We start from the raw sequence: 17,647 nt of genomic DNA, 5'->3' as shown, positions 1-17,647 counted from the left end.
TCATCGGGAGCAGGCCCCCTCCCACATTTGGCCTGCGTACACGGATCAAAATGTGGGAGGGAGCTTGCTCCCGATAGCGCCCTCAAGGCCGCTGCAAAAACGCCTGATGCATCTGCGCCAGCGTCTCGAAATGCCAGGTCGGCGCTTCGGCACTCAGCTCTTCGAAACTGCCGAACCCATACCCGACCGCCGCCGAATCCAGCCCATTGCTGCGCGCCCCGATCAAGTCATGCTTGCGGTCGCCGATCATCAAGGTGGTGGCCGGGTCCAGGCGTTCTTCGCGCATCAAGTGGGCGATCAGCTCGACCTTGTTGGTGCGCGTGCCGTCCAGTTCGCTGCCGTAGATCACCTTGAAGTGCTTGGCAAAATCGAAATGACGGGCGATCTCGCGGGCAAATTCCCACGGCTTGGAGGTGGCCACGTACAGCTGACGCCCCTGGCTGTTGAGGGCTTCGAGCAGCGGCATCACCCCTTCGAACACGCGGTTTTCATACAAACCGGTGACTTTGAAGCGTTCACGGTAGAAATTCACCGCTTCCCAGGCCTTGGCTTCGTCGAAATCGTAGAACTGCATGAAGGCTTGCAGCAACGGGGGGCCGATGAAATGTTCCAGTTGGGTGATGTCCGGCTCATCGATACCGAGTTTGCCCAGCGCGTACTGGATCGAACGGGTAATGCCCTCGCGCGGGTCGGTCAGGGTGCCGTCCAGATCGAACAGTACGGTTTGATGGTGCAGAGTCATTGATCGAATCCCTCGGCCAGGTGCAGGTCTTTGAGCTTCACGTAGTTCGCTGCGCTGTAGGTGAAAAACGCGCGTTCCTTGTCAGTCAGTTCGCGGATCTGTTTAACCGGGCTGCCGACGTACAAGAAGCCGCTTTCAAGTCTCTTGCCCGGCGGCACCAGGCTGCCGGCGCCGATGATCACGTCGTCTTCGACCACGGCGCCGTCCATCACGATGCTGCCCATGCCGATCAGGATGCGATTGCCGACGGTGCAGCCGTGCAGCATGACTTTGTGGGCGATGGTCACGTCGTCGCCGATCAGCAGCGCAAAACCATCGGGATTGAACGGCCCGGCGTGGGTAATGTGCAGCACGCAGCCGTCCTGCACGCTGGTGCGCGCGCCGATGCGGATGCGGTGCATGTCGCCGCGGATCACCGTCAGCGGCCAAACCGAGCTGTCGTCGCCGATTTCGACATCGCCGATCACCACCGCCGAAATATCGACAAAAGCCCCGGCGCCCAGGGTTGGCGTGTGGTTCTGATAGGTGCGAAGGGTCACGATAGCCTCTCTCTCTTCTGCTGATAGCTGCGGTGGACGTTGATTGTAATTAAGATGGCCCCATCTTTGTTCTTACATGTTTCTTCAGCCAAGGTGCCAACCGTGAGCGCGAACAACCCTCTTCTGCAGCCCTATGACCTGCCGCCGTTCTCGGCGATCCGTGCCGAGCACGTTCAGCCGGCCATCGAACAGATCCTCGCCGACAACCGGCTTGCCATCGAAGGCATCCTGCAAAGCCAGGGGAAAAATCCGACGTGGGCCGGCCTGGTCCTCGCCATGGATGAGCTGAATGATCGCCTGGGTGCCGCCTGGAGCCCGGTCAGCCACCTCAATGCCGTGTGCAACAGCGCCGAACTGCGCGAAGCCTACGAGGCATGCCTGCCGGCGTTGAGCGCTTATTCCACCGAGATGGGCCAGAACCGCGAACTGTTCCAGGCCTTCGAAGCCCTGGCCAGCAGCCCGGAAGCCGGCGGTTTCGACGTGGCGCAAAAAACCATCCTGGAACACTCGCTGCGCGATTTCCGCCTGTCGGGTATCGACCTGCCGCCCGAGCAGCAAAAACGCTACGCCGAAGTGCAAAGCAAGCTCTCCGAATTGGGCAGCAAGTTCTCCAACCAGTTGCTGGACGCGACCCAGGCCTGGACCAAACACGTTACCGATGAAGCCACCCTCGCCGGCCTGACCGACTCGGCCAAGGCGCAAATGGCCGCCGCAGCCCAGGCCAAAGGCCTCGACGGTTGGCTGATCACCCTGGAATTCCCCAGCTACTACGCGGTGATGACCTACGCCCAGGACCGCGCCCTGCGCGAAGAAATCTACGCAGCCTATTGCACCCGGGCGTCGGACCAAGGCCCGAATGCCGGTCAGAACGATAACGGCCCGGTCATGGAACAGATCCTCGACCTGCGTCAGGAACTCGCCCAGCTGCTGGGCTACGCGTCCTTCTCGGAATTGAGCCTGGCCACGAAAATGGCCGACTCCAGCGACCAGGTGTTGAGCTTCCTGCGCGACCTGGCCAAGCGCAGCAAGCCGTTTGCCGCCCAGGACCTGCAGCAGCTCAAAGCCTACGCCGCCGAACAAGGCTGCGCCGACCTGCAAAGCTGGGACAGCGGTTTCTACGGTGAAAAACTGCGTGAGCAGCGCTACAGCGTGTCCCAGGAAGCCTTGCGCGCCTACTTCCCAATCGACAAGGTGCTTGGCGGCTTGTTCGCCATCGTGCAGCGTCTGTATGGCATCGAGATCGCCGAGCAGAAGGGCTTCGACACCTGGCACCCAGACGTGCGCCTGTTCGAAATCAAGGAAAACGGCCAGCACGTCGGGCGCTTCTTCTTCGACCTGTACGCCCGCGCCAACAAGCGTGGCGGCGCCTGGATGGACGGCGCCCGCGACCGTCGCCGCACCATCGACGGCGTGCTGCAAAGCCCGGTGGCCAACCTGGTGTGCAACTTCACCCCGGCCGACAGCGGCAAGCCTGCCCTGCTGACCCACGACGAAGTGACGACGCTGTTCCACGAATTCGGCCACGGCCTGCATCACCTGCTGACCCGTGTCGAGCATGCCGGCGTGTCCGGCATCAACGGCGTGGCCTGGGATGCGGTGGAATTGCCGAGCCAGTTCATGGAGAACTGGTGCTGGGAGCCGGAAGGCCTGGCGCTGATCTCCGGCCATTATGAAACCGGCGAGCCGCTGCCCCAGGACCTGCTGGAAAAAATGCTCGCGGCGAAGAACTTCCAGTCCGGCCTGATGATGGTGCGCCAGTTGGAGTTCTCGCTGTTCGACTTTGAATTGCATGCCACCCATGGCGATGGCCGCAGTGTGGCGCAGGTACTTGAAAGCGTGCGCGACGAGGTGTCGGTGATGCGTCCGCCGGCCTATAACCGCTTCCCCAACAGCTTCGCGCATATCTTCGCCGGTGGTTACGCCGCGGGTTACTACAGCTACAAGTGGGCTGAAGTGCTGTCGGCCGATGCGTTCTCCAAGTTCGAAGAAGACGGCGTGCTCAATGCCGAAACCGGACGTGCTTTCCGCGAGGCGATCCTGGCCCGTGGTGGTTCCCAGGCGCCGATGGTGTTGTTTGTCGATTTCCGCGGGCGTGCGCCGTCGATTGACGCACTCTTGCGCCACAGCGGCCTGAGTGAGGACGCAGCAGCATGAGTGACGTACCAGTGATTACCAAAAAGCAATTCATCGCCGGGGCTGTCTGCCCGGCGTGCAGCGAGCCGGACAAGTTGAAGATGTGGACCGAGGACAGCGTGCCGCATCGCGAATGCGTGGCCTGCGGCTATACCGACACCTTGAATGATCAAGGTTTGTCAGTGCCCAAGGAATTGGGCACGCGGGTCAACACCTCGGCGCTCAAAGCGCCGGACCCGACGGTGCAGTCGGTACAGTTTTTTCCTAATCCCAAGCTGAAGAAAGACTGAGACCCTGTCAGGGGGTTGTCAGCGTCAGCGTGCTTTTCTGAGGTTCGACATGGCTGTTGCCGGCTGTGTTGAACCAGCTTTTCACCGAGCACAGGGCAAACGCGCTGGTGCTGCAATCGCCATTGGCCAAGGCTGTGCGCAACTTGTCGATATCGGCCTTCATCATGTAGCGAACGCCGTCCTTGAAGCCCTTGCTGCTGCCGAAGCCGCCCAGGGTCATTTCGTTCAACGCCTCTTCCTTGCTCCAGCCCTGAACCACCACGCGATACATCGCCGCCATCAGGCCGGTGCGGTCTGAGCCATGCTTGCAGTGCATCAATACTGCACCGTTGGCTTCGGAGTCGCGGATCGCCCTCAGTGCGGCCAGCACGTCAGCGTCATCGACATGATTTGTGCGATAAATCAGCTGGATCTGTCGGATATCAGAATTTTTTAGCCAGCTGTCGTCGGACTCCGGCAGAAAGTTGATCACCGTGCCGACCTTGAGCTTTTCCAGCAGGGGCACGGCATTGCTGTCCGGCAGCGCGCTGCGGTAGAGGGTGGGCGTCATCTGGTGCAGGTTGTATTGATTGCCGACCGGCTGCGCCCATTCGGGGGAACGCAGGGATGTGCTGTCGTCCGCCCAGGTGTGAGCGCTGGTGAACAGTGCCAGGAACGCAAGGCCGAGGGCCGGTAGCCATTGATGATTGAACATGGGCGACGTAACCGATAGGGGGTTGGCGGGTGATGCCAAGAGTCGGCCAGGCGCGGTCAATGGGGTGTGAGGGGGGCGTCAAAGAAATGTGAATCACCGTCGATGGTGCAGTTTTGACGCTGAATCGATTCTCTTTATACTTAGCCTGCTATCATTTGTAACTATTGATTGCCGCTACGTTCTATCTGCTTGGATCGGTGGGGTCCACCTTGCTGCTGCCAAACCACAAGCTGCTCCTAGAGGCGGCTGATAAACCCGTGACCACATGATGAGGTACACCCATGTCTGATCAAGATCAAGACAACCCCCGGCGTGACTTTTTGCGCAAATCCTTGACCTTGATCCCGGTGGTCACGGTTGCCAGCAGCGGCCTTGGCGGTTCGATGCTGATGGCCGCGCCCGCACCGGCCCAAGCCAGCCCCGCTCCGCCGCCGGTCAGCGACAAGGCGTATGAGCCGAGCTATTTCAGCGCCGAAGAATGGGCATTCATCAACGCCGCCGTGGCGCGCCTGATCCCCGCCGATGCCCAAGGCCCTGGCGCCCTGGAAGCCGGTGCGGCGGAATACATCGACCGCCAGATGAACACGCCCTACGCCAGTGGCGCGCTGTGGTTCATGCAAGGTCCGTTCAACGCCGACGCCGCGCCGGAAATGGGCTGGCAGAGCAAGTTGGTACCCAAGGTCATCTATCGCCTGGGCATTGCCGCGACGGATGCCTGGTCGAAAGCGTTCAACGGCAAGGCTTTTGCTGCGCAAGACAGCGCTACCCAGGATGACATGCTGCGCCGCCTGGAGGCTGGCGGTAGTGAGGTGAGTGCCCATTTCGACGCGGTGCCGCCGAAGATGTTCTTCAATTTGCTGCTGCAAAACACCAAGGAAGGCTTCTTCTGCGATCCGATCCACGGCGGCAATAAAGGCCTGGTCGGCTGGACCATGATCGGCTTCCCCGGCGCCCGCGCCGACTTCATGGATTGGGTGGAGCGCAACGAGCAATACCCCTTCCCGGCGGTTTCCATTCGCGGCGAGAGGGCATAAACGTGGCGACCATCATGAAAAAAGTGGATGCGGTGATCGTCGGCTTCGGCTGGACTGGCGCGATCATGGCCAAGGAACTGACGGAAGCGGGCCTCAACGTGGTAGCGCTAGAGCGCGGCCCGATGCAGGACACTTACCCGGACGGCAACTATCCCCAGGTCATCGACGAATTGACCTACAGCGTGCGTAAAAAACTCTTCCAGGACATCTCCAAGGAGACGGTGACAATTCGCCATAGCGTGAATGACGTCGCCCTGCCCAACCGTCAGCTCGGCGCCTTTTTGCCGGGCAACGGCGTCGGCGGTGCGGGGCTGCACTGGTCGGGTGTGCATTTTCGCGTCGACCCTATCGAGTTGCGCATGCGCAGCCACTACGAAGAGCGCTACGGCAAACATTTCATTCCCAAGGACATGACTATCCAGGACTTCGGCGTCAGCTATGAAGAGCTGGAGCCGTTTTTCGACTACGCCGAAAAAGTCTTCGGCACCTCCGGCCAGGCCTGGACCGTCAACGGTCAGTTGGTCGGCGAAGGCCGTGGCGGCAACCCGTATGCGCCGGATCGTTCCAACCCGTTCCCGTTGGAGGCGCAGAAGAACACGGTGTCGGCGCAGCTGTTTCAGAAAGCAGCCACGGCAGTCGGTTACAAACCCTACAACCTGCCATCAGCCAATACCTCGGGGCCATACACCAACCCCTACGGCGCGCAGATGGGCCCGTGCAACTTCTGCGGTTTTTGCAGTGGCTACGTGTGCTACATGTACTCCAAGGCGTCGCCGAACGTGAACATCCTGCCAGCGTTGCGCCAGGTGCCGAACTTCGAGCTGCGGCCGAATTCCCACGTACTCAAGGTCAACCTCGACAGCACCAAGAGCAAGGCGACCGGCGTGACCTATATCGACGCCCAGGGGCGGGAATGCGAGCAGCCGGCCGATTTGGTGATTCTCGGCGCGTTCCAGTTCCATAACGTGCGCTTGATGCTGCTGTCGGGGATCGGCAAGCCCTACGACCCGATCAGCGGCGAAGGCGTGGTAGGCAAGAACTTCGCCTACCAGAACATGGCGACCATCAAGGCCTTCTTCGACAAGGACACCCACACCAACAACTTTATCGGTGCTGGCGGCAATGGTGTGGCCATCGATGACTTCAACGCCGACAACTTCGACCACGGGCCCCATGGCTTCGTCGGGGGCTCGCCGATGTGGGTCAACCAGGCCGGCAGTCGGCCGATCGCCGGCACCTCCAACCCACCCGGTACTCCGGCGTGGGGCAGCGCCTGGAAGCGTGCCACCGCTGATTACTACACCCATCAGGTGTCGATGGATGCCCACGGCGCGCATCAATCCTACCGCGGTAACTACCTCGATCTGGACCCGGTGTACCACGATGCCTACGGCCTGCCGCTGCTGCGCATGACCTTCGACTGGCAGGAAAACGACATCAAGATGAACCGCTTCATGGTCGAGAAAATGGGCAAGATCGCCGAAGCGATGAACCCCAAGGCCATTGCCGTGCTGGGCAAGAAGGTCGGTGAGCATTTCAATACCGCGTCCTATCAGACCACCCACCTCAACGGCGGCGCGATCATGGGCATCGACCCGAAAACCAGTGCGTTGAACCGCTACCTGCAGTGCTGGGATGTACACAACGTGTTTGTCCCCGGCGCGTCCGCTTTCCCACAAGGTCTAGGTTACAACCCTACCGGCCTGGTGGCGGCGTTGACCTACTGGTCGGCGCGAGCGATTCGCGAGCAGTACCTGAAAAATCCCGGCCCACTGGTTCAGGCATAAGGAACGATGACCATGAAAGCACGTGTTATCGCCTCCTTCGCGGCGTCCCTGGCGTTGCTCGGCAACTGCTCGGTGAGCGCCGCCGACGCCGACCTGATCAAGCAAGGCGAATACCTGGCCCGCGCCGGCGACTGCGTCGCCTGCCACACTGCCAAGGGCGGCAAGCCGTTCGCCGGCGGCCTGCCGATGGAGACCCCCATCGGCGTGATCTATTCCACCAACATCACCCCGGACAAGACCGGCCTGGGCGCCTACAGTTTCGCGGACTTCGACAAGGCCGTGCGCCATGGCGTCGTCAAGAGTGGCAGTACGCTTTACCCAGCGATGCCCTATCCGTCTTACGCCCGCGTCAGTGAAAGCGACATGCAGGCGCTGTATGCGTACTTCATGAAGGGCGTGGAACCGGTCGCCCAGGAAAACCGGGCCAGTGACATTCCCTGGCCTTTGAGCATGCGTTGGCCGTTGGCGGCGTGGCGCTGGATGTTTGCCCCGCCCGTGGCGGATACCCCGGAAGTGGCGGGCGCCGATCCGGTGATCAGCCGTGGCGCTTACTTGGTCGAGGGCCTCGGCCACTGTGGCGCGTGCCATACGCCGCGGGCGCTGACCATGCAGGAAAAAGCCTTGAGTGCGGCCGACGGCAGCGCTTTTTTGTCCGGCAGTGCGCCGCTGGAAGGTTGGATCGCGAAAAGCCTGCGTGGCGACCACAAGGACGGCCTCGGCAGTTGGAGCGAAGAGCAACTGGTGCAATTCCTCAAGACCGGCCGCAGTGATCGCAGCGCGGTGTTCGGCGGCATGAGCGATGTGGTCGTCCACAGCATGCAGTACATGTCCCAGGACGACCTGACCGCGATCGCCCGCTACCTCAAGAGCCTGCCGGCGGTGGACCCTCAAAACCCGCCGCACCAGTACGACAAGCAGGTGGCCGAAGCGCTGTGGAAAGGCGATGACAGCCGGCCGGGCGCGTCGGTGTATATCGACAACTGCGCCGCCTGCCATCGCACCGACGGTCATGGCTACACGCGGGTGTTCCCGGCGCTGGCGGGCAACCCGGTGGTGCAGACGGCGGATGCCACGTCGCTGATCAACATCGTGTTGAACGGCGGCACATTGCCGGCCACCCACACTGCGCCTTCCACCTTCACCATGCCGGCGTTTGCCTGGCGCCTGTCGGACCAGGAAGTGGCGGATGTCGTCAGCTTCGTGCGCGGTAGTTGGGGTAACAAAGGTGCTGCGGTGAAGGCCAGTGACGTGGCCGACCTGCGCAAGAATGACATGCACACGACGTCAGGCGACGACCTGGGGCAAGTCACGCAACCGCACTGACCGCCAAACGGCACTGGTCATCCAGCTTGCGCCCCTATACTGTATATAAAAACAGTATAGGGGCGTTTTCATGTCTGCACCTCTGCCGCCCCGTGGCCGGGGCACGGCGACCAACCTGCACAATCGTTTCGCGCCCACCGTCAGCGTGGCCGAGGACGACGGCTGGTACCAGGAGGTGCCGCCGACCCAGGGCACCGAAGTGCGTATCGAAACGGCCAAGACCATCATCACGCGCAACAACTCGCCGGACTTGCCGTTCGATCGCTCGATCAATCCTTATCGCGGGTGTGAGCATGGCTGCATCTACTGCTATGCGCGGCCCAGCCATGCCTATTGGGACCTGTCGCCGGGGCTGGATTTCGAAACCAAGCTGATCGCCAAGACCAACGCCGCCGACGTGCTCGAACAGCAACTGTCCAAGCCCGGCTACGTGTGTGCGCCGATCAACCTGGGTTCCAACACCGATCCGTACCAGCCGATCGAGCGCGAGTACAAGATCACCCGGCAAACCCTCGAAGTGCTGCTGCGCTATCGGCACCCGGTGACCATCATCACCAAGGGCTCGCTGATCCTGCGCGATCTCGACCTGCTCACCGAACTGGCGCGCCAGCGGCTGGTGGCGGTGATGATCAGCCTCACCAGCCTCGACGACGAACTCAAGCGCATCCTGGAGCCGCGCACGGCGGCGCCCAAGGCGCGGTTGCGGGCGATCCGGGTGATGCGCGAGGCCGGTATCCCGGTGGGGGTGCTGTGTTCGCCGATGATCCCGATGATCAACGACAGCGAGCTGGAGAGCCTGCTCACCGAAGCCCATGCAGCCGGTGCACAAAGTGCCGCGTATATGATGCTGCGCCTGCCGCTGGAGGTGGCGCCGCTGTTCGAGGAGTGGCTGGCGGCGCATTACCCGCAGCGCGCCGCCCATGTGATGAGCCTGGTACGCCAGGTGCGGGGCGGGGGCGTGTATGACAGTCGCTTCGGCGTGCGTATGCGCGGAGAGGGGCCGTTTGCCGATCTGCTGGCGCAGCGCTTCAGCAAGGCAATCAAGCGCCTTGGGCTCGACCGTCGGGAAGGCTTCAATCTGGATTGCACGGCGTTCTGCCCACCGGGCAGGCAGATGGCGTTGTTGTAGACTATTGGGCAAATACGCACTGTGATCGTAGAGGTGGTCGCGTTTTGACATCACTGAAACCCGCGATCTAGAGCGGTTGATTCAGTTTGAGTTAAGTTTCGACGGCTACTTTGTTCAGCGAGTGACTGACGAGTTGGCACCCGGCTTTGCGGCGTTCTAAAACTATTCCATCGGCCCGGCGTCGAATTGACCTGAACCCTCCCCTGCATTAATCAAGAGGATGAATCATGAGTGACAAGGATAAACAGCCGTTGGCTGCGTCGGCTTCAGCCGCTCAAGTGGCGGAGTCCGCCGATGCAGCGCTAAAGCACATCGTTGACGGCTTTTTGCATTTCCATCACGACGTCTTCCCTCAGCAAGAAGAACTCTTCAAGAAACTCGCCACGGCCCAGAACCCTCGGGCGATGTTCATCACCTGCGCCGACTCGCGCATCGTGCCCGAGCTGATTACCCAGAGCTCGCCCGGCGACCTGTTCGTGACCCGTAACGTCGGCAACGTGGTGCCCCCCTACGGGCAGATGAACGGCGGTGTTTCCACGGCCATCGAATACGCGGTCCTTGCCCTGGGCGTGCAGCACATCATCGTGTGCGGGCACTCCGACTGCGGCGCGATGCGCGCGGTGCTCAACCCCGCGAGCCTGGAGAAGATGCCGACGGTCAAGGCCTGGCTGCGGCACGCCGAAGTCGCCAAGACCATGGTTCACGACAACTGCGACTGCGCCAATGAAGGCGAGAGCATGAAGATGCTGACCGAAGAAAACGTCATCGCCCAGTTGCAGCATTTGCGCACCCACCCGTCCGTGGCCTCGCGCATGGCCAATGGTCATTTGTTTATCCATGGCTGGATCTACAACATCGAGACCAGTGAAATCCGCGCCTACGATGCGGAAAAGGCGGCGTTTCGACCGCTGAACGGCACCGAGCCAATCCCCTCCGCGACGCCTAAAGCGCGCTTCTAACACACTTCCCTGCCGGGTAGAGCGGTGGCTGCCATGGATGCAGCCAGGCTTTGCCGCGCCCGGCGAATGCCTCGGGAGAGTCATCATGCGTGCTGCTCAATTAAAAGCTGTGTTGCCTCGGGAGCTGCTGGCCTCCGTGGTAGTGTTTCTGGTCGCCCTGCCCTTGTGCATGGGGATCGCGATCGCTTCCGGCATGCCGCCGGCCAAGGGCCTGATCACCGGCATCATCGGGGGCCTGGTGGTGGGCTGGATGGCGGGGTCGCCGTTGCAAGTCAGCGGGCCGGCGGCGGGGTTGGCGGTGTTGGTGTTCGAACTGGTGCGCCAGCACGGCATGCCGATGCTCGGGCCGATCCTGCTGCTGGCCGGCTTGCTGCAACTGCTGGCCGGGCGTTTGCGCCTGGGCTGCTGGTTCCGTGTCACGGCGCCGGCGGTGGTCTACGGCATGCTGGCGGGGATCGGCGTGCTGATTGTGCTGTCGCAGGTCCATGTGATGCTCGACGGTGCGCCCCAGCCATCAGGGCTGGATAACCTGGCGGGCTTCCCGGCCGCGTTGGCAGCGGCGGTGCCTACCCTGGGCGGCGGCCTTGGCTGGCAGGCCGGTTTGCTGGGGCTGTCGACCATGTTGGTGATGTACCTGTGGGATAAGTTCCGCCCGCAACCGCTGCGGTTTGTGCCGGGCGCCTTGTTGGGTGTGGGCCTGGCAACGCTGGCCAGCCTGGTACTGGCGTTGCAGGTCAAGCGCGTGGAGGTGCCGGAAAACCTCGCCGACGCCATCGATTGGCTGCGCCCCAGCGACTTGCTGAACCTGGCCGATCCCCAATTGTTGATCGCCGCGTTCGCCGTGGCGTTTATCGCCAGTGCCGAAACCCTGCTCTCCGCCGCCGCAGTCGACCGCATGCACAGTGGTCAGCGTTCTGACTTCGATAAGGAATTGTCCGCGCAAGGCGTGGGCAACATGCTGTGCGGCCTGGTCGGCGCCTTGCCGATGACGGGTGTGATCGTGCGCAGCTCGGCCAACGTGCAGGCCGGCGCCACCACGCGCTTGTCGGCGATGTTCCATGGCGTGTGGCTGCTGGGGTTCGTGCTGTTGCTGTCGAGCGTGCTGCAAAGCATTCCGGTGGCGAGCCTGGCGGGCGTTCTGGTGTACACCGGGATCAAGCTGGTGGACGTCAAGGCGTTCCGCGCGTTGGGCCGCTACGGGCGGATGCCGATGTTTACCTACGCGGCCACGGCGCTGGCGATCGTCTTTACCGACCTGCTGACCGGCGTGTTGGTGGGTTTCGGGCTGACGTTGCTGAAACTGGCGTTCAAGGCTTCGCGCCTGAAAATCAGCCTGATCGATTTGCCCGGCCACGGTGAAATGGAATTGCGTTTGAGCGGCGCGGCGACTTTTCTGAAAGTGCCGGCATTAACCCGGGTGCTGTCGACGGTGCCGGCGGGAAACACCCTGCATGTACCGCTGAACAACCTCAGTTACATCGACCATTCTTGCCTGGAGTTGCTGGAGGAGTGGGGTCGGGCCAATGCGGCCAAGGGCGCGAAGCTGGTGATCGAGGCGCGGGGGTTGAAGCGTCGCTTGGAAGGTCGGGTGCGGACCACGACGGGGATCGGTTCGGCGCCGTTTACCAACTGACGGAACCGGATCAAAAATGCGGGAGGGGGCTTGCCCTCTCCCGCATGTGTTTAGCGTCAGGTCGAAGATTCAGGCCTGCTGATCCAGTTCCAACTCAATGCCCAACTTGCGCGACAGGCACGGCCAGCGCTTCCACGCTGCTTCCGTTGCCAGGCTTTTGAGCTGCTCGCGGTAGGCCTCGACCGATTCCAGCGCAAAGCTGTCTTCGCTGAGCATTTTATCTACCGCATGGTGTACGGCTTCGTCCAACTGGTTGGCAAAGGTTTCACCGATCAGTTGATGGGCAATCAGATTGGCCACGGTGGTGTCCGCTGGAATCAACGGTTGGCCGAAATGCGTGATATACAGGTCATTGACCTCTTCGACCAGGCGATGGGCCAGGTAGGCCTCGTCCAGCAGGCCGTCGAGACCGATATGGCCCGCCAGAATCGCTGGCGGTTGCAGGAAAAACTGCTCGGCAATCTTCAGTACCGGCTTGACCTGGCTTTCGATACCGGCCTCGCGGGCTACGTCGTTGGCGGCGTCCAGCAGGTCTGGGACGAGGTCGACGTAGGCAGTGACAAAGCGTGTCATGACGAGGTTACGATCACCCTCCGCCAGGGTAATGGCCGAATGCAGGTGCGGTAATTGTTTCTCGAGTTGCTGGGCCAGTTGGCCGGTGCTGGCTTCGTGTTGATGGGCACGGGAAATCTGCTCGCGCAATGCGGCGGTGTTCATGAAAGCTCCAGTGAAGCAGGCGTAGGAAAAGGGAAAGGACAAGGTAGTTCGTTTATACAAGCGTCTAAGACGCATTTGTCATAATTATTTCATGGTTATGCGCCGCTGTTATATCGAATTGCCATCGTTCGTCGGATAAACGATTCCGCCCCCCGGTCTTATGGGCCCCGTCCGTCTGTTTCAGCTCATTTGCCCCTGCACATTGCGGGGTGGCAGGTGCTGTCTATACTCGGTTTTGTACGCGATTAGCTGATGACGCCAGACTGCATAAGCAGGTGAGGCTAAGCGGTTGTAAGCAGTATGGAAGCCGCTCCCTTCGACGCAGGTGCACACCGGCGGGATAACAAGAACGATAAGGGGAACCCGCAATGACGCGACATCCACATGTTTGGATGGGCCTCCTGTTGTGGTCAGTATTCGGTCAGGCGCATGCCGCCTGGACAACGAATATGGCGCCAGGGGCGACAGAAGTCAGTCACGCCGTGTTCGACCTGCACATGACCATTTTCTGGATCTGTGTAGTGATCGGCATTGTCGTATTTGGCGCGATGTTCTGGTCGATGATCCTTCACCGCCGGTCTACGGGCCAGGTGGCCGCCAAGTTCCACGAAAGCACCACCGTGGAAATCCTCTGGACCGTAGTGCCCTTGCTGATCTTGGTGGCGATGGCCATTCCGGCGACCAAGACCCTGATCAACATCTACGACAGCACGGAATCGGACATCGATATCCAGATCACCGGCTATCAGTGGAAGTGGCATTACAAATACCTCGGCCAGGATGTGGAGTTCTTCAGCAACCTGGCCACTCCCGCCGAGCAGATCCACAACAAGGCCACCAAAGGCGAACATTACCTGCTGGAAGTCGACCAGCCGCTGGTGCTGCCGGTGGGCGCCAAGGTGCGTTTTCTGGTGACCGCCGCGGACGTGATCCACTCCTGGTGGGTGCCGGCCTTTGCGGTCAAGCGCGATGCCATCCCCGGTTTCATCAACGAGGCCTGGACCCGTATCGAGAAGCCCGGCATCTACCGGGGCCAGTGCGCCGAACTGTGCGGCAAGGACCACGGCTTCATGCCCATCGTGGTCGAGGTCAAGTCCAAGGCCGACTACGACACCTGGCTCGGCGAGCGCAAGGCTGAGGCCGCTCAGCTCAAGGAGCTGACCTCCAAGGAGTGGACGCTGGACGAACTGGTCGCCCGTGGCGACAAGGTCTATCACACCAGCTGTGTGGCCTGTCACCAGGCCGAAGGCCAGGGCCTGCCGCCGATGTTCCCGGCGCTCAAGGGCTCGCCGATCGCCACCGGAAGCAAGGAAGACCACCTGCACCGCGTCTACTTCGGCAAGCCCGGCACCGCCATGGCCGCCTTCGGCAAGCAACTCTCGGAAGTGGATATCGCCGCGGTGGTGACCTACGAGCGCAACGCCTGGGGCAACAACAAAGGCGACATGGTCACGCCCAAAGACGTGCTGGCTCTGAAACAGGCGGAAAGCAAATGACTCACTTCATTGCGAATGCGCTGAACCGCCCCGCCCACTCGTTTGCAGGAGAACGGCCATGAGCGCTGTGATCGATGACCATGGCCACGCCAGTGACCATGCCCACGGCCCCGCCAAGGGTTTGATGCGCTGGGTGCTGACCACCAACCACAAAGACATCGGCACGATGTACCTGTGGTTCGCCTTCACCATGTTCCTGCTCGGCGGCTCGTTCGCCATGGTGATCCGCGCCGAGCTGTTCCAGCCCGGCCTGCAGATCGTCGAGCCGGCGTTCTTCAACCAGATGACCACCATGCACGGCTTGATCATGGTGTTCGGCGCGGTGATGCCGGCGTTCGTCGGCCTGGCCAACTGGATGATCCCGCTGATGATCGGCGCGCCGGACATGGCCCTGCCGCGCATGAACAACTTCAGCTTCTGGTTGCTGCCGGCGGCGTTCCTGCTACTGGTCTCGACCCTGTTCACCCCGGGCGGCGGGCCGAATTTCGGCTGGACCTTCTACGCCCCGCTCTCCACCACCTACGCCCCGGAAAGCGTGACGTTCTTCATCTTCGCCATCCACCTGATGGGCATCAGTTCGATCATGGGCGCGATCAACGTGGTCGCCACCATTCTCAACCTGCGCGCACCGGGCATGACCCTGATGAAAATGCCGCTGTTCGTGTGGACCTGGCTGATCACCGCCTTCCTGCTGATCGCGGTGATGCCGGTGCTGGCCGGCTGCGTGACGATGATGCTGATGGACATCCACTTCGGCACCAGCTTCTTCAGTGCCGCCGGCGGCGGTGATCCGGTGTTGTTCCAGCATGTGTTCTGGTTCTTCGGCCATCCCGAGGTGTACATCATGATCCTGCCGGCCTTCGGCGCCGTCAGCTCGATCATCCCGACCTTTTCGCGCAAACCGCTGTTTGGCTACACCTCGATGGTCTACGCCACGGCGAGTATCGCGTTCCTGTCGTTCATCGTGTGGGCGCACCACATGTTCGTGGTCGGCATTCCGCTGGTGGGCGAGTTGTTCTTCATGTACGCCACCCTGCTGATCGCCGTCCCGACGGGGGTGAAGGTGTTCAACTGGGTCAGCACCATGTGGCAAGGCTCGCTGACGTTCGAGACGCCGATGCTGTTTGCGGTGGCGTTCGTGATCCTGTTCACCATCGGCGGTTTCTCCGGCTTGATGCTGGCCATCGCGCCGGCAGACTTCCAGTACCACGACACCTACTTCGTGGTGGCGCACTTCCATTACGTACTGGTGCCTGGCGCAATCTTCGGCATCTTCGCCTCGGCTTACTACTGGCTGCCGAAATGGACCGGCCACATGTACGACGAAACCCTGGGCAAGCTGCACTTCTGGCTGTCTTTCGTGGGCATGAACATGGCGTTCTTCCCGATGCACTTCGTCGGGCTGGCCGGCATGCCGCGTCGGGTGCCGGACTACAACCTGCAGTTCGCCGACTTCAACATGGTCTCGTCCATCGGCGCGTTCATGTTCGGTGCCACGCAGATCTTCTTCCTGTTTATCGTGATCAAGTGCATCCGCGGCGGCCCGCCAGCACCGGCCAAGCCGTGGGACGGCGCTGAAGGCCTGGAGTGGAGCGTGCCCTCGCCCGCGCCGTACCACACCTTCACCACGCCACCGGAGGTCAAATGAACCGGCTTCCACAAATCCCCTCCCACACTGTCGGGTGATCGCCATGGCTGACTCCGTGCCACTCAAGCGCCTGGTCACCCGCCTGTTGATCCTGGTGCTGGCGATGTTCGCCTTCGGCTTTGCCCTGGTGCCGATCTACGACGTGATGTGCAAGGCGTTCGGCATCAACGGCAAGACGGCCGGGCAGTATGAGGGCGAGCAGATCGTCGATCCGTCGCGGCAGGTGCGGGTGCAGTTCCTGTCCACCAATGCCATCGACATGGTCTGGGAGTTCCATTCCAAGGCCGATGAGATCGTGGTCAACCCCGGCGCGGTCAACGAGATGCTTTTTGTGGCCTACAACCCCAGCGATAAGCCGATGACCGCCCAGGCGATCCCGAGCATTTCCCCGGCTGAAGCGGCGATGTACTTCCATAAGACCGAGTGTTTTTGCTTCACCCAGCAAGTGCTGCAACCCGGTGAGCGCATCGAAATGCCGGTGCGCTTCATTGTCGATCGCGACATGCCCAAGGATGTGAAGCATTTGACCCTGGCGTACACGCTGTTTGATATCACCGCGCGCCAACCGCCCGTGGCTGTCCATAGCGGCGGCTAGCTACTGTTTGCCCGCTCAATCAGGAGAGCGAATACATGTCGACTCATGATACGTACTACGTACCAGCGCAAAGCAAATGGCCGATAATTGCCACGGTTGGCCTGCTGATCACCGTGTATGGCCTGGGCGTGTGGTTCAACGACCTGAAGGCTGCGCGCCCGGAATCCCACGGGCCGTGGATCTTTTTCGTCGGTGGCCTGTTGCTGGCCTACATGCTGTTCGGCTGGTTCGGCGCGGTGATCAAGGAAAGCCGTGCCGGGTTGTACAGCGCGCAGATGGACCGCTCGTTCCGCTGGGGCATGACCTGGTTCATCTTTTCCGAAGTGATGTTCTTCATCGCGTTCTTCGGTGCGCTGTTTTATGTGCGGCATATGTCGGCGCCGTGGTTGGCGGGCGAAGGCTCCAAAGGCATCGCGCATATGCTGTGGCCGAATTTCGAGTTTGTCTGGCCGCTGCTCAACAACCCCGATCCCAAGCTGTTTCCCGCGCCCGAAGGCACCATCAGCCCGTGGGGCCTGCCGTTGGTCAACACCATCCTGCTGGTGAGTTCCAGCGTGACCATCACCATCGCCCACCATGCGCTGCGCAAAGGCCATCGCGGTGCGCTGAAGCTCTGGCTGGCGATCACGGTGCTGCTGGGCCTGGGGTTTCTTGGGTTCCAGGCAGAGGAATACATCCACGCCTACAAAGAGCTGGGCCTGACGTTGGGCTCCGGCGTGTACGGCGCGACCTTCTTCATGCTCACCGGTTTTCACGGGGCCCACGTGACCATCGGCACGATTATTTTGTTCGTGATGCTGATGCGTATCTTGCGCGGGCACTTCAATGCCGAGCACCAGTTCGGTTTCGAGGCGGCCAGTTGGTATTGGCACTTTGTGGATGTGGTCTGGATCGGCCTGTTTTTCTTCGTGTATGTGCTGTGAGGCGC

16 protein-coding genes are annotated in these 17,647 nt (G+C 61.4%); 12 read left to right on the top strand and 4 right to left on the bottom strand.

All coding sequences use genetic code 11. The features are described from left to right. Positions 1-82: 82 nt before the first annotated feature. Positions 83-742 carry an HAD family hydrolase gene (locus ACVWZP_RS20350; RefSeq protein WP_457370101.1) on the bottom strand — a complete coding sequence of 220 codons (660 nt, stop codon included), beginning with the start codon at positions 740-742 and terminating at the stop codon, positions 83-85. Then, positions 739-1,281, bottom strand: coding sequence for a gamma carbonic anhydrase family protein (locus tag ACVWZP_RS20345; RefSeq protein WP_017848994.1), 543 nt, complete (start codon positions 1,279-1,281; stop codon positions 739-741). The genes ACVWZP_RS20350 and ACVWZP_RS20345 overlap by 4 nt, the downstream gene beginning before the upstream one ends. Before the next feature lie 102 nt (positions 1,282-1,383). Between ACVWZP_RS20345 and prlC the strand changes: the two genes are divergently transcribed. Together prlC and ACVWZP_RS20335 are read left to right on the top strand one after the other, a co-directional pair. Beyond that, positions 1,384-3,435: an oligopeptidase A gene (prlC, locus tag ACVWZP_RS20340; protein ID WP_046381549.1), complete on the top strand. Its 2,052-nt coding sequence runs from the start codon at positions 1,384-1,386 to the stop codon at positions 3,433-3,435. After that, complete coding sequence (locus ACVWZP_RS20335; protein WP_046381548.1) at positions 3,432-3,704, top strand: YheV family putative zinc ribbon protein; 273 nt, start codon at positions 3,432-3,434, stop codon at positions 3,702-3,704. Before prlC ends, ACVWZP_RS20335 begins: the two co-directional genes overlap by 4 nt. Before the next feature lie 7 nt (positions 3,705-3,711). Here ACVWZP_RS20335 and ACVWZP_RS20330 read toward each other — a convergent pair whose 3' ends face one another. Next, complete coding sequence (locus ACVWZP_RS20330; RefSeq protein ID WP_046381547.1) at positions 3,712-4,398, bottom strand: tyrosine-protein phosphatase; 687 nt, start codon at positions 4,396-4,398, stop codon at positions 3,712-3,714. A gap of 281 nt (positions 4,399-4,679) precedes the next feature. On the opposite strand from ACVWZP_RS20330, the gene ACVWZP_RS20325 reads away from it, so the two are divergent. The 6 genes from ACVWZP_RS20325 (at position 4,680) to ACVWZP_RS20300 (ending at position 12,263) form a co-directional block, all read left to right on the top strand. Then, the gene (locus ACVWZP_RS20325; RefSeq protein WP_288076512.1) at positions 4,680-5,432 is read left to right on the top strand and encodes a gluconate 2-dehydrogenase subunit 3 family protein; all 753 of its coding nucleotides are present in this window, start codon (positions 4,680-4,682) and stop codon (positions 5,430-5,432) included. 2 nt (positions 5,433-5,434) lie between these two features. Next, positions 5,435-7,219: a GMC family oxidoreductase gene (locus tag ACVWZP_RS20320; RefSeq protein ID WP_457370100.1), complete on the top strand. Its 1,785-nt coding sequence runs from the start codon at positions 5,435-5,437 to the stop codon at positions 7,217-7,219. 12 nt (positions 7,220-7,231) lie between these two features. Continuing rightward, a complete protein-coding gene (locus ACVWZP_RS20315; RefSeq protein WP_457370099.1) occupies positions 7,232-8,542 on the top strand; it encodes a c-type cytochrome in 1,311 nt (436 codons plus the stop codon). A gap of 70 nt (positions 8,543-8,612) precedes the next feature. After that, the gene (locus ACVWZP_RS20310) at positions 8,613-9,671 is read left to right on the top strand and encodes a PA0069 family radical SAM protein (protein WP_169865945.1); all 1,059 of its coding nucleotides are present in this window, start codon (positions 8,613-8,615) and stop codon (positions 9,669-9,671) included. A 227-nt stretch (positions 9,672-9,898) separates the two neighbouring features. Further along, a complete protein-coding gene (locus tag ACVWZP_RS20305; RefSeq protein WP_017849002.1) occupies positions 9,899-10,630 on the top strand; it encodes a carbonic anhydrase in 732 nt (243 codons plus the stop codon). An 85-nt stretch (positions 10,631-10,715) separates the two neighbouring features. Then, positions 10,716-12,263, top strand: a complete 1,548-nt coding sequence (locus tag ACVWZP_RS20300) for a SulP family inorganic anion transporter (protein WP_017849003.1) — start codon at positions 10,716-10,718, stop codon at positions 12,261-12,263. A gap of 69 nt (positions 12,264-12,332) precedes the next feature. Here the strand turns inward: ACVWZP_RS20300 and ACVWZP_RS20295 are convergent, their stop codons facing one another. Then, complete coding sequence (locus tag ACVWZP_RS20295; protein ID WP_046484380.1) at positions 12,333-12,980, bottom strand: hypothetical protein; 648 nt, start codon at positions 12,978-12,980, stop codon at positions 12,333-12,335. Between the two features lie 368 nt (positions 12,981-13,348). On the opposite strand from ACVWZP_RS20295, the gene coxB reads away from it, so the two are divergent. The 4 genes from coxB to ACVWZP_RS20275 are packed head-to-tail and all read left to right on the top strand — an operon-like array spanning position 13,349 to position 17,642. Next, the gene (coxB, locus tag ACVWZP_RS20290) at positions 13,349-14,476 is read left to right on the top strand and encodes a cytochrome c oxidase subunit II (protein WP_026140284.1); all 1,128 of its coding nucleotides are present in this window, start codon (positions 13,349-13,351) and stop codon (positions 14,474-14,476) included. 58 nt (positions 14,477-14,534) lie between these two features. Then, entirely contained in the window at positions 14,535-16,124 is a 1,590-nt protein-coding gene (ctaD, locus tag ACVWZP_RS20285; RefSeq protein WP_017849006.1) for a cytochrome c oxidase subunit I, read from the top strand. Between the two features lie 43 nt (positions 16,125-16,167). Beyond that, the gene (locus tag ACVWZP_RS20280; protein ID WP_026140285.1) at positions 16,168-16,719 is read left to right on the top strand and encodes a cytochrome c oxidase assembly protein; all 552 of its coding nucleotides are present in this window, start codon (positions 16,168-16,170) and stop codon (positions 16,717-16,719) included. A 35-nt stretch (positions 16,720-16,754) separates the two neighbouring features. Beyond that, positions 16,755-17,642, top strand: a complete 888-nt coding sequence (locus ACVWZP_RS20275) for a cytochrome c oxidase subunit 3 (RefSeq protein ID WP_177030074.1) — start codon at positions 16,755-16,757, stop codon at positions 17,640-17,642. Positions 17,643-17,647 lie beyond the last annotated feature (5 nt).

The sequence above is a fragment of the Pseudomonas sp. TE36184 genome (assembly GCF_054060055.1).
This window is presented reverse-complemented; position numbering and strand designations above follow the sequence as displayed.

Bases quoted from the DNA above. Each gene is read 5' to 3' on its own strand.
- coxB (WP_026140284.1), top strand. From the start codon at position 13,349: ATGACGCGACATCCACATGTTTGGATGGGCCTCCTGTTGTGGTCAGTA.
- ACVWZP_RS20350 (WP_457370101.1), bottom strand. From the start codon at position 742: ATGACTCTGCACCATCAAACCGTACTGTTCGATCTGGACGGCACCCTG.
- ACVWZP_RS20300 (WP_017849003.1), top strand. From the start codon at position 10,716: ATGCGTGCTGCTCAATTAAAAGCTGTGTTGCCTCGGGAGCTGCTGGCC.
- ACVWZP_RS20275 (WP_177030074.1), top strand. From the start codon at position 16,755: ATGTCGACTCATGATACGTACTACGTACCAGCGCAAAGCAAATGGCCG.
- ctaD (WP_017849006.1), top strand. From the start codon at position 14,535: ATGAGCGCTGTGATCGATGACCATGGCCACGCCAGTGACCATGCCCAC.
- ACVWZP_RS20310 (WP_169865945.1), top strand. From the start codon at position 8,613: ATGTCTGCACCTCTGCCGCCCCGTGGCCGGGGCACGGCGACCAACCTG.
- ACVWZP_RS20335 (WP_046381548.1), top strand. From the start codon at position 3,432: ATGAGTGACGTACCAGTGATTACCAAAAAGCAATTCATCGCCGGGGCT.
- ACVWZP_RS20305 (WP_017849002.1), top strand. From the start codon at position 9,899: ATGAGTGACAAGGATAAACAGCCGTTGGCTGCGTCGGCTTCAGCCGCT.
- ACVWZP_RS20295 (WP_046484380.1), bottom strand. From the start codon at position 12,980: ATGAACACCGCCGCATTGCGCGAGCAGATTTCCCGTGCCCATCAACAC.
- ACVWZP_RS20330 (WP_046381547.1), bottom strand. From the start codon at position 4,398: ATGTTCAATCATCAATGGCTACCGGCCCTCGGCCTTGCGTTCCTGGCA.
- ACVWZP_RS20315 (WP_457370099.1), top strand. From the start codon at position 7,232: ATGAAAGCACGTGTTATCGCCTCCTTCGCGGCGTCCCTGGCGTTGCTC.
- ACVWZP_RS20280 (WP_026140285.1), top strand. From the start codon at position 16,168: ATGGCTGACTCCGTGCCACTCAAGCGCCTGGTCACCCGCCTGTTGATC.
- ACVWZP_RS20325 (WP_288076512.1), top strand. From the start codon at position 4,680: ATGTCTGATCAAGATCAAGACAACCCCCGGCGTGACTTTTTGCGCAAA.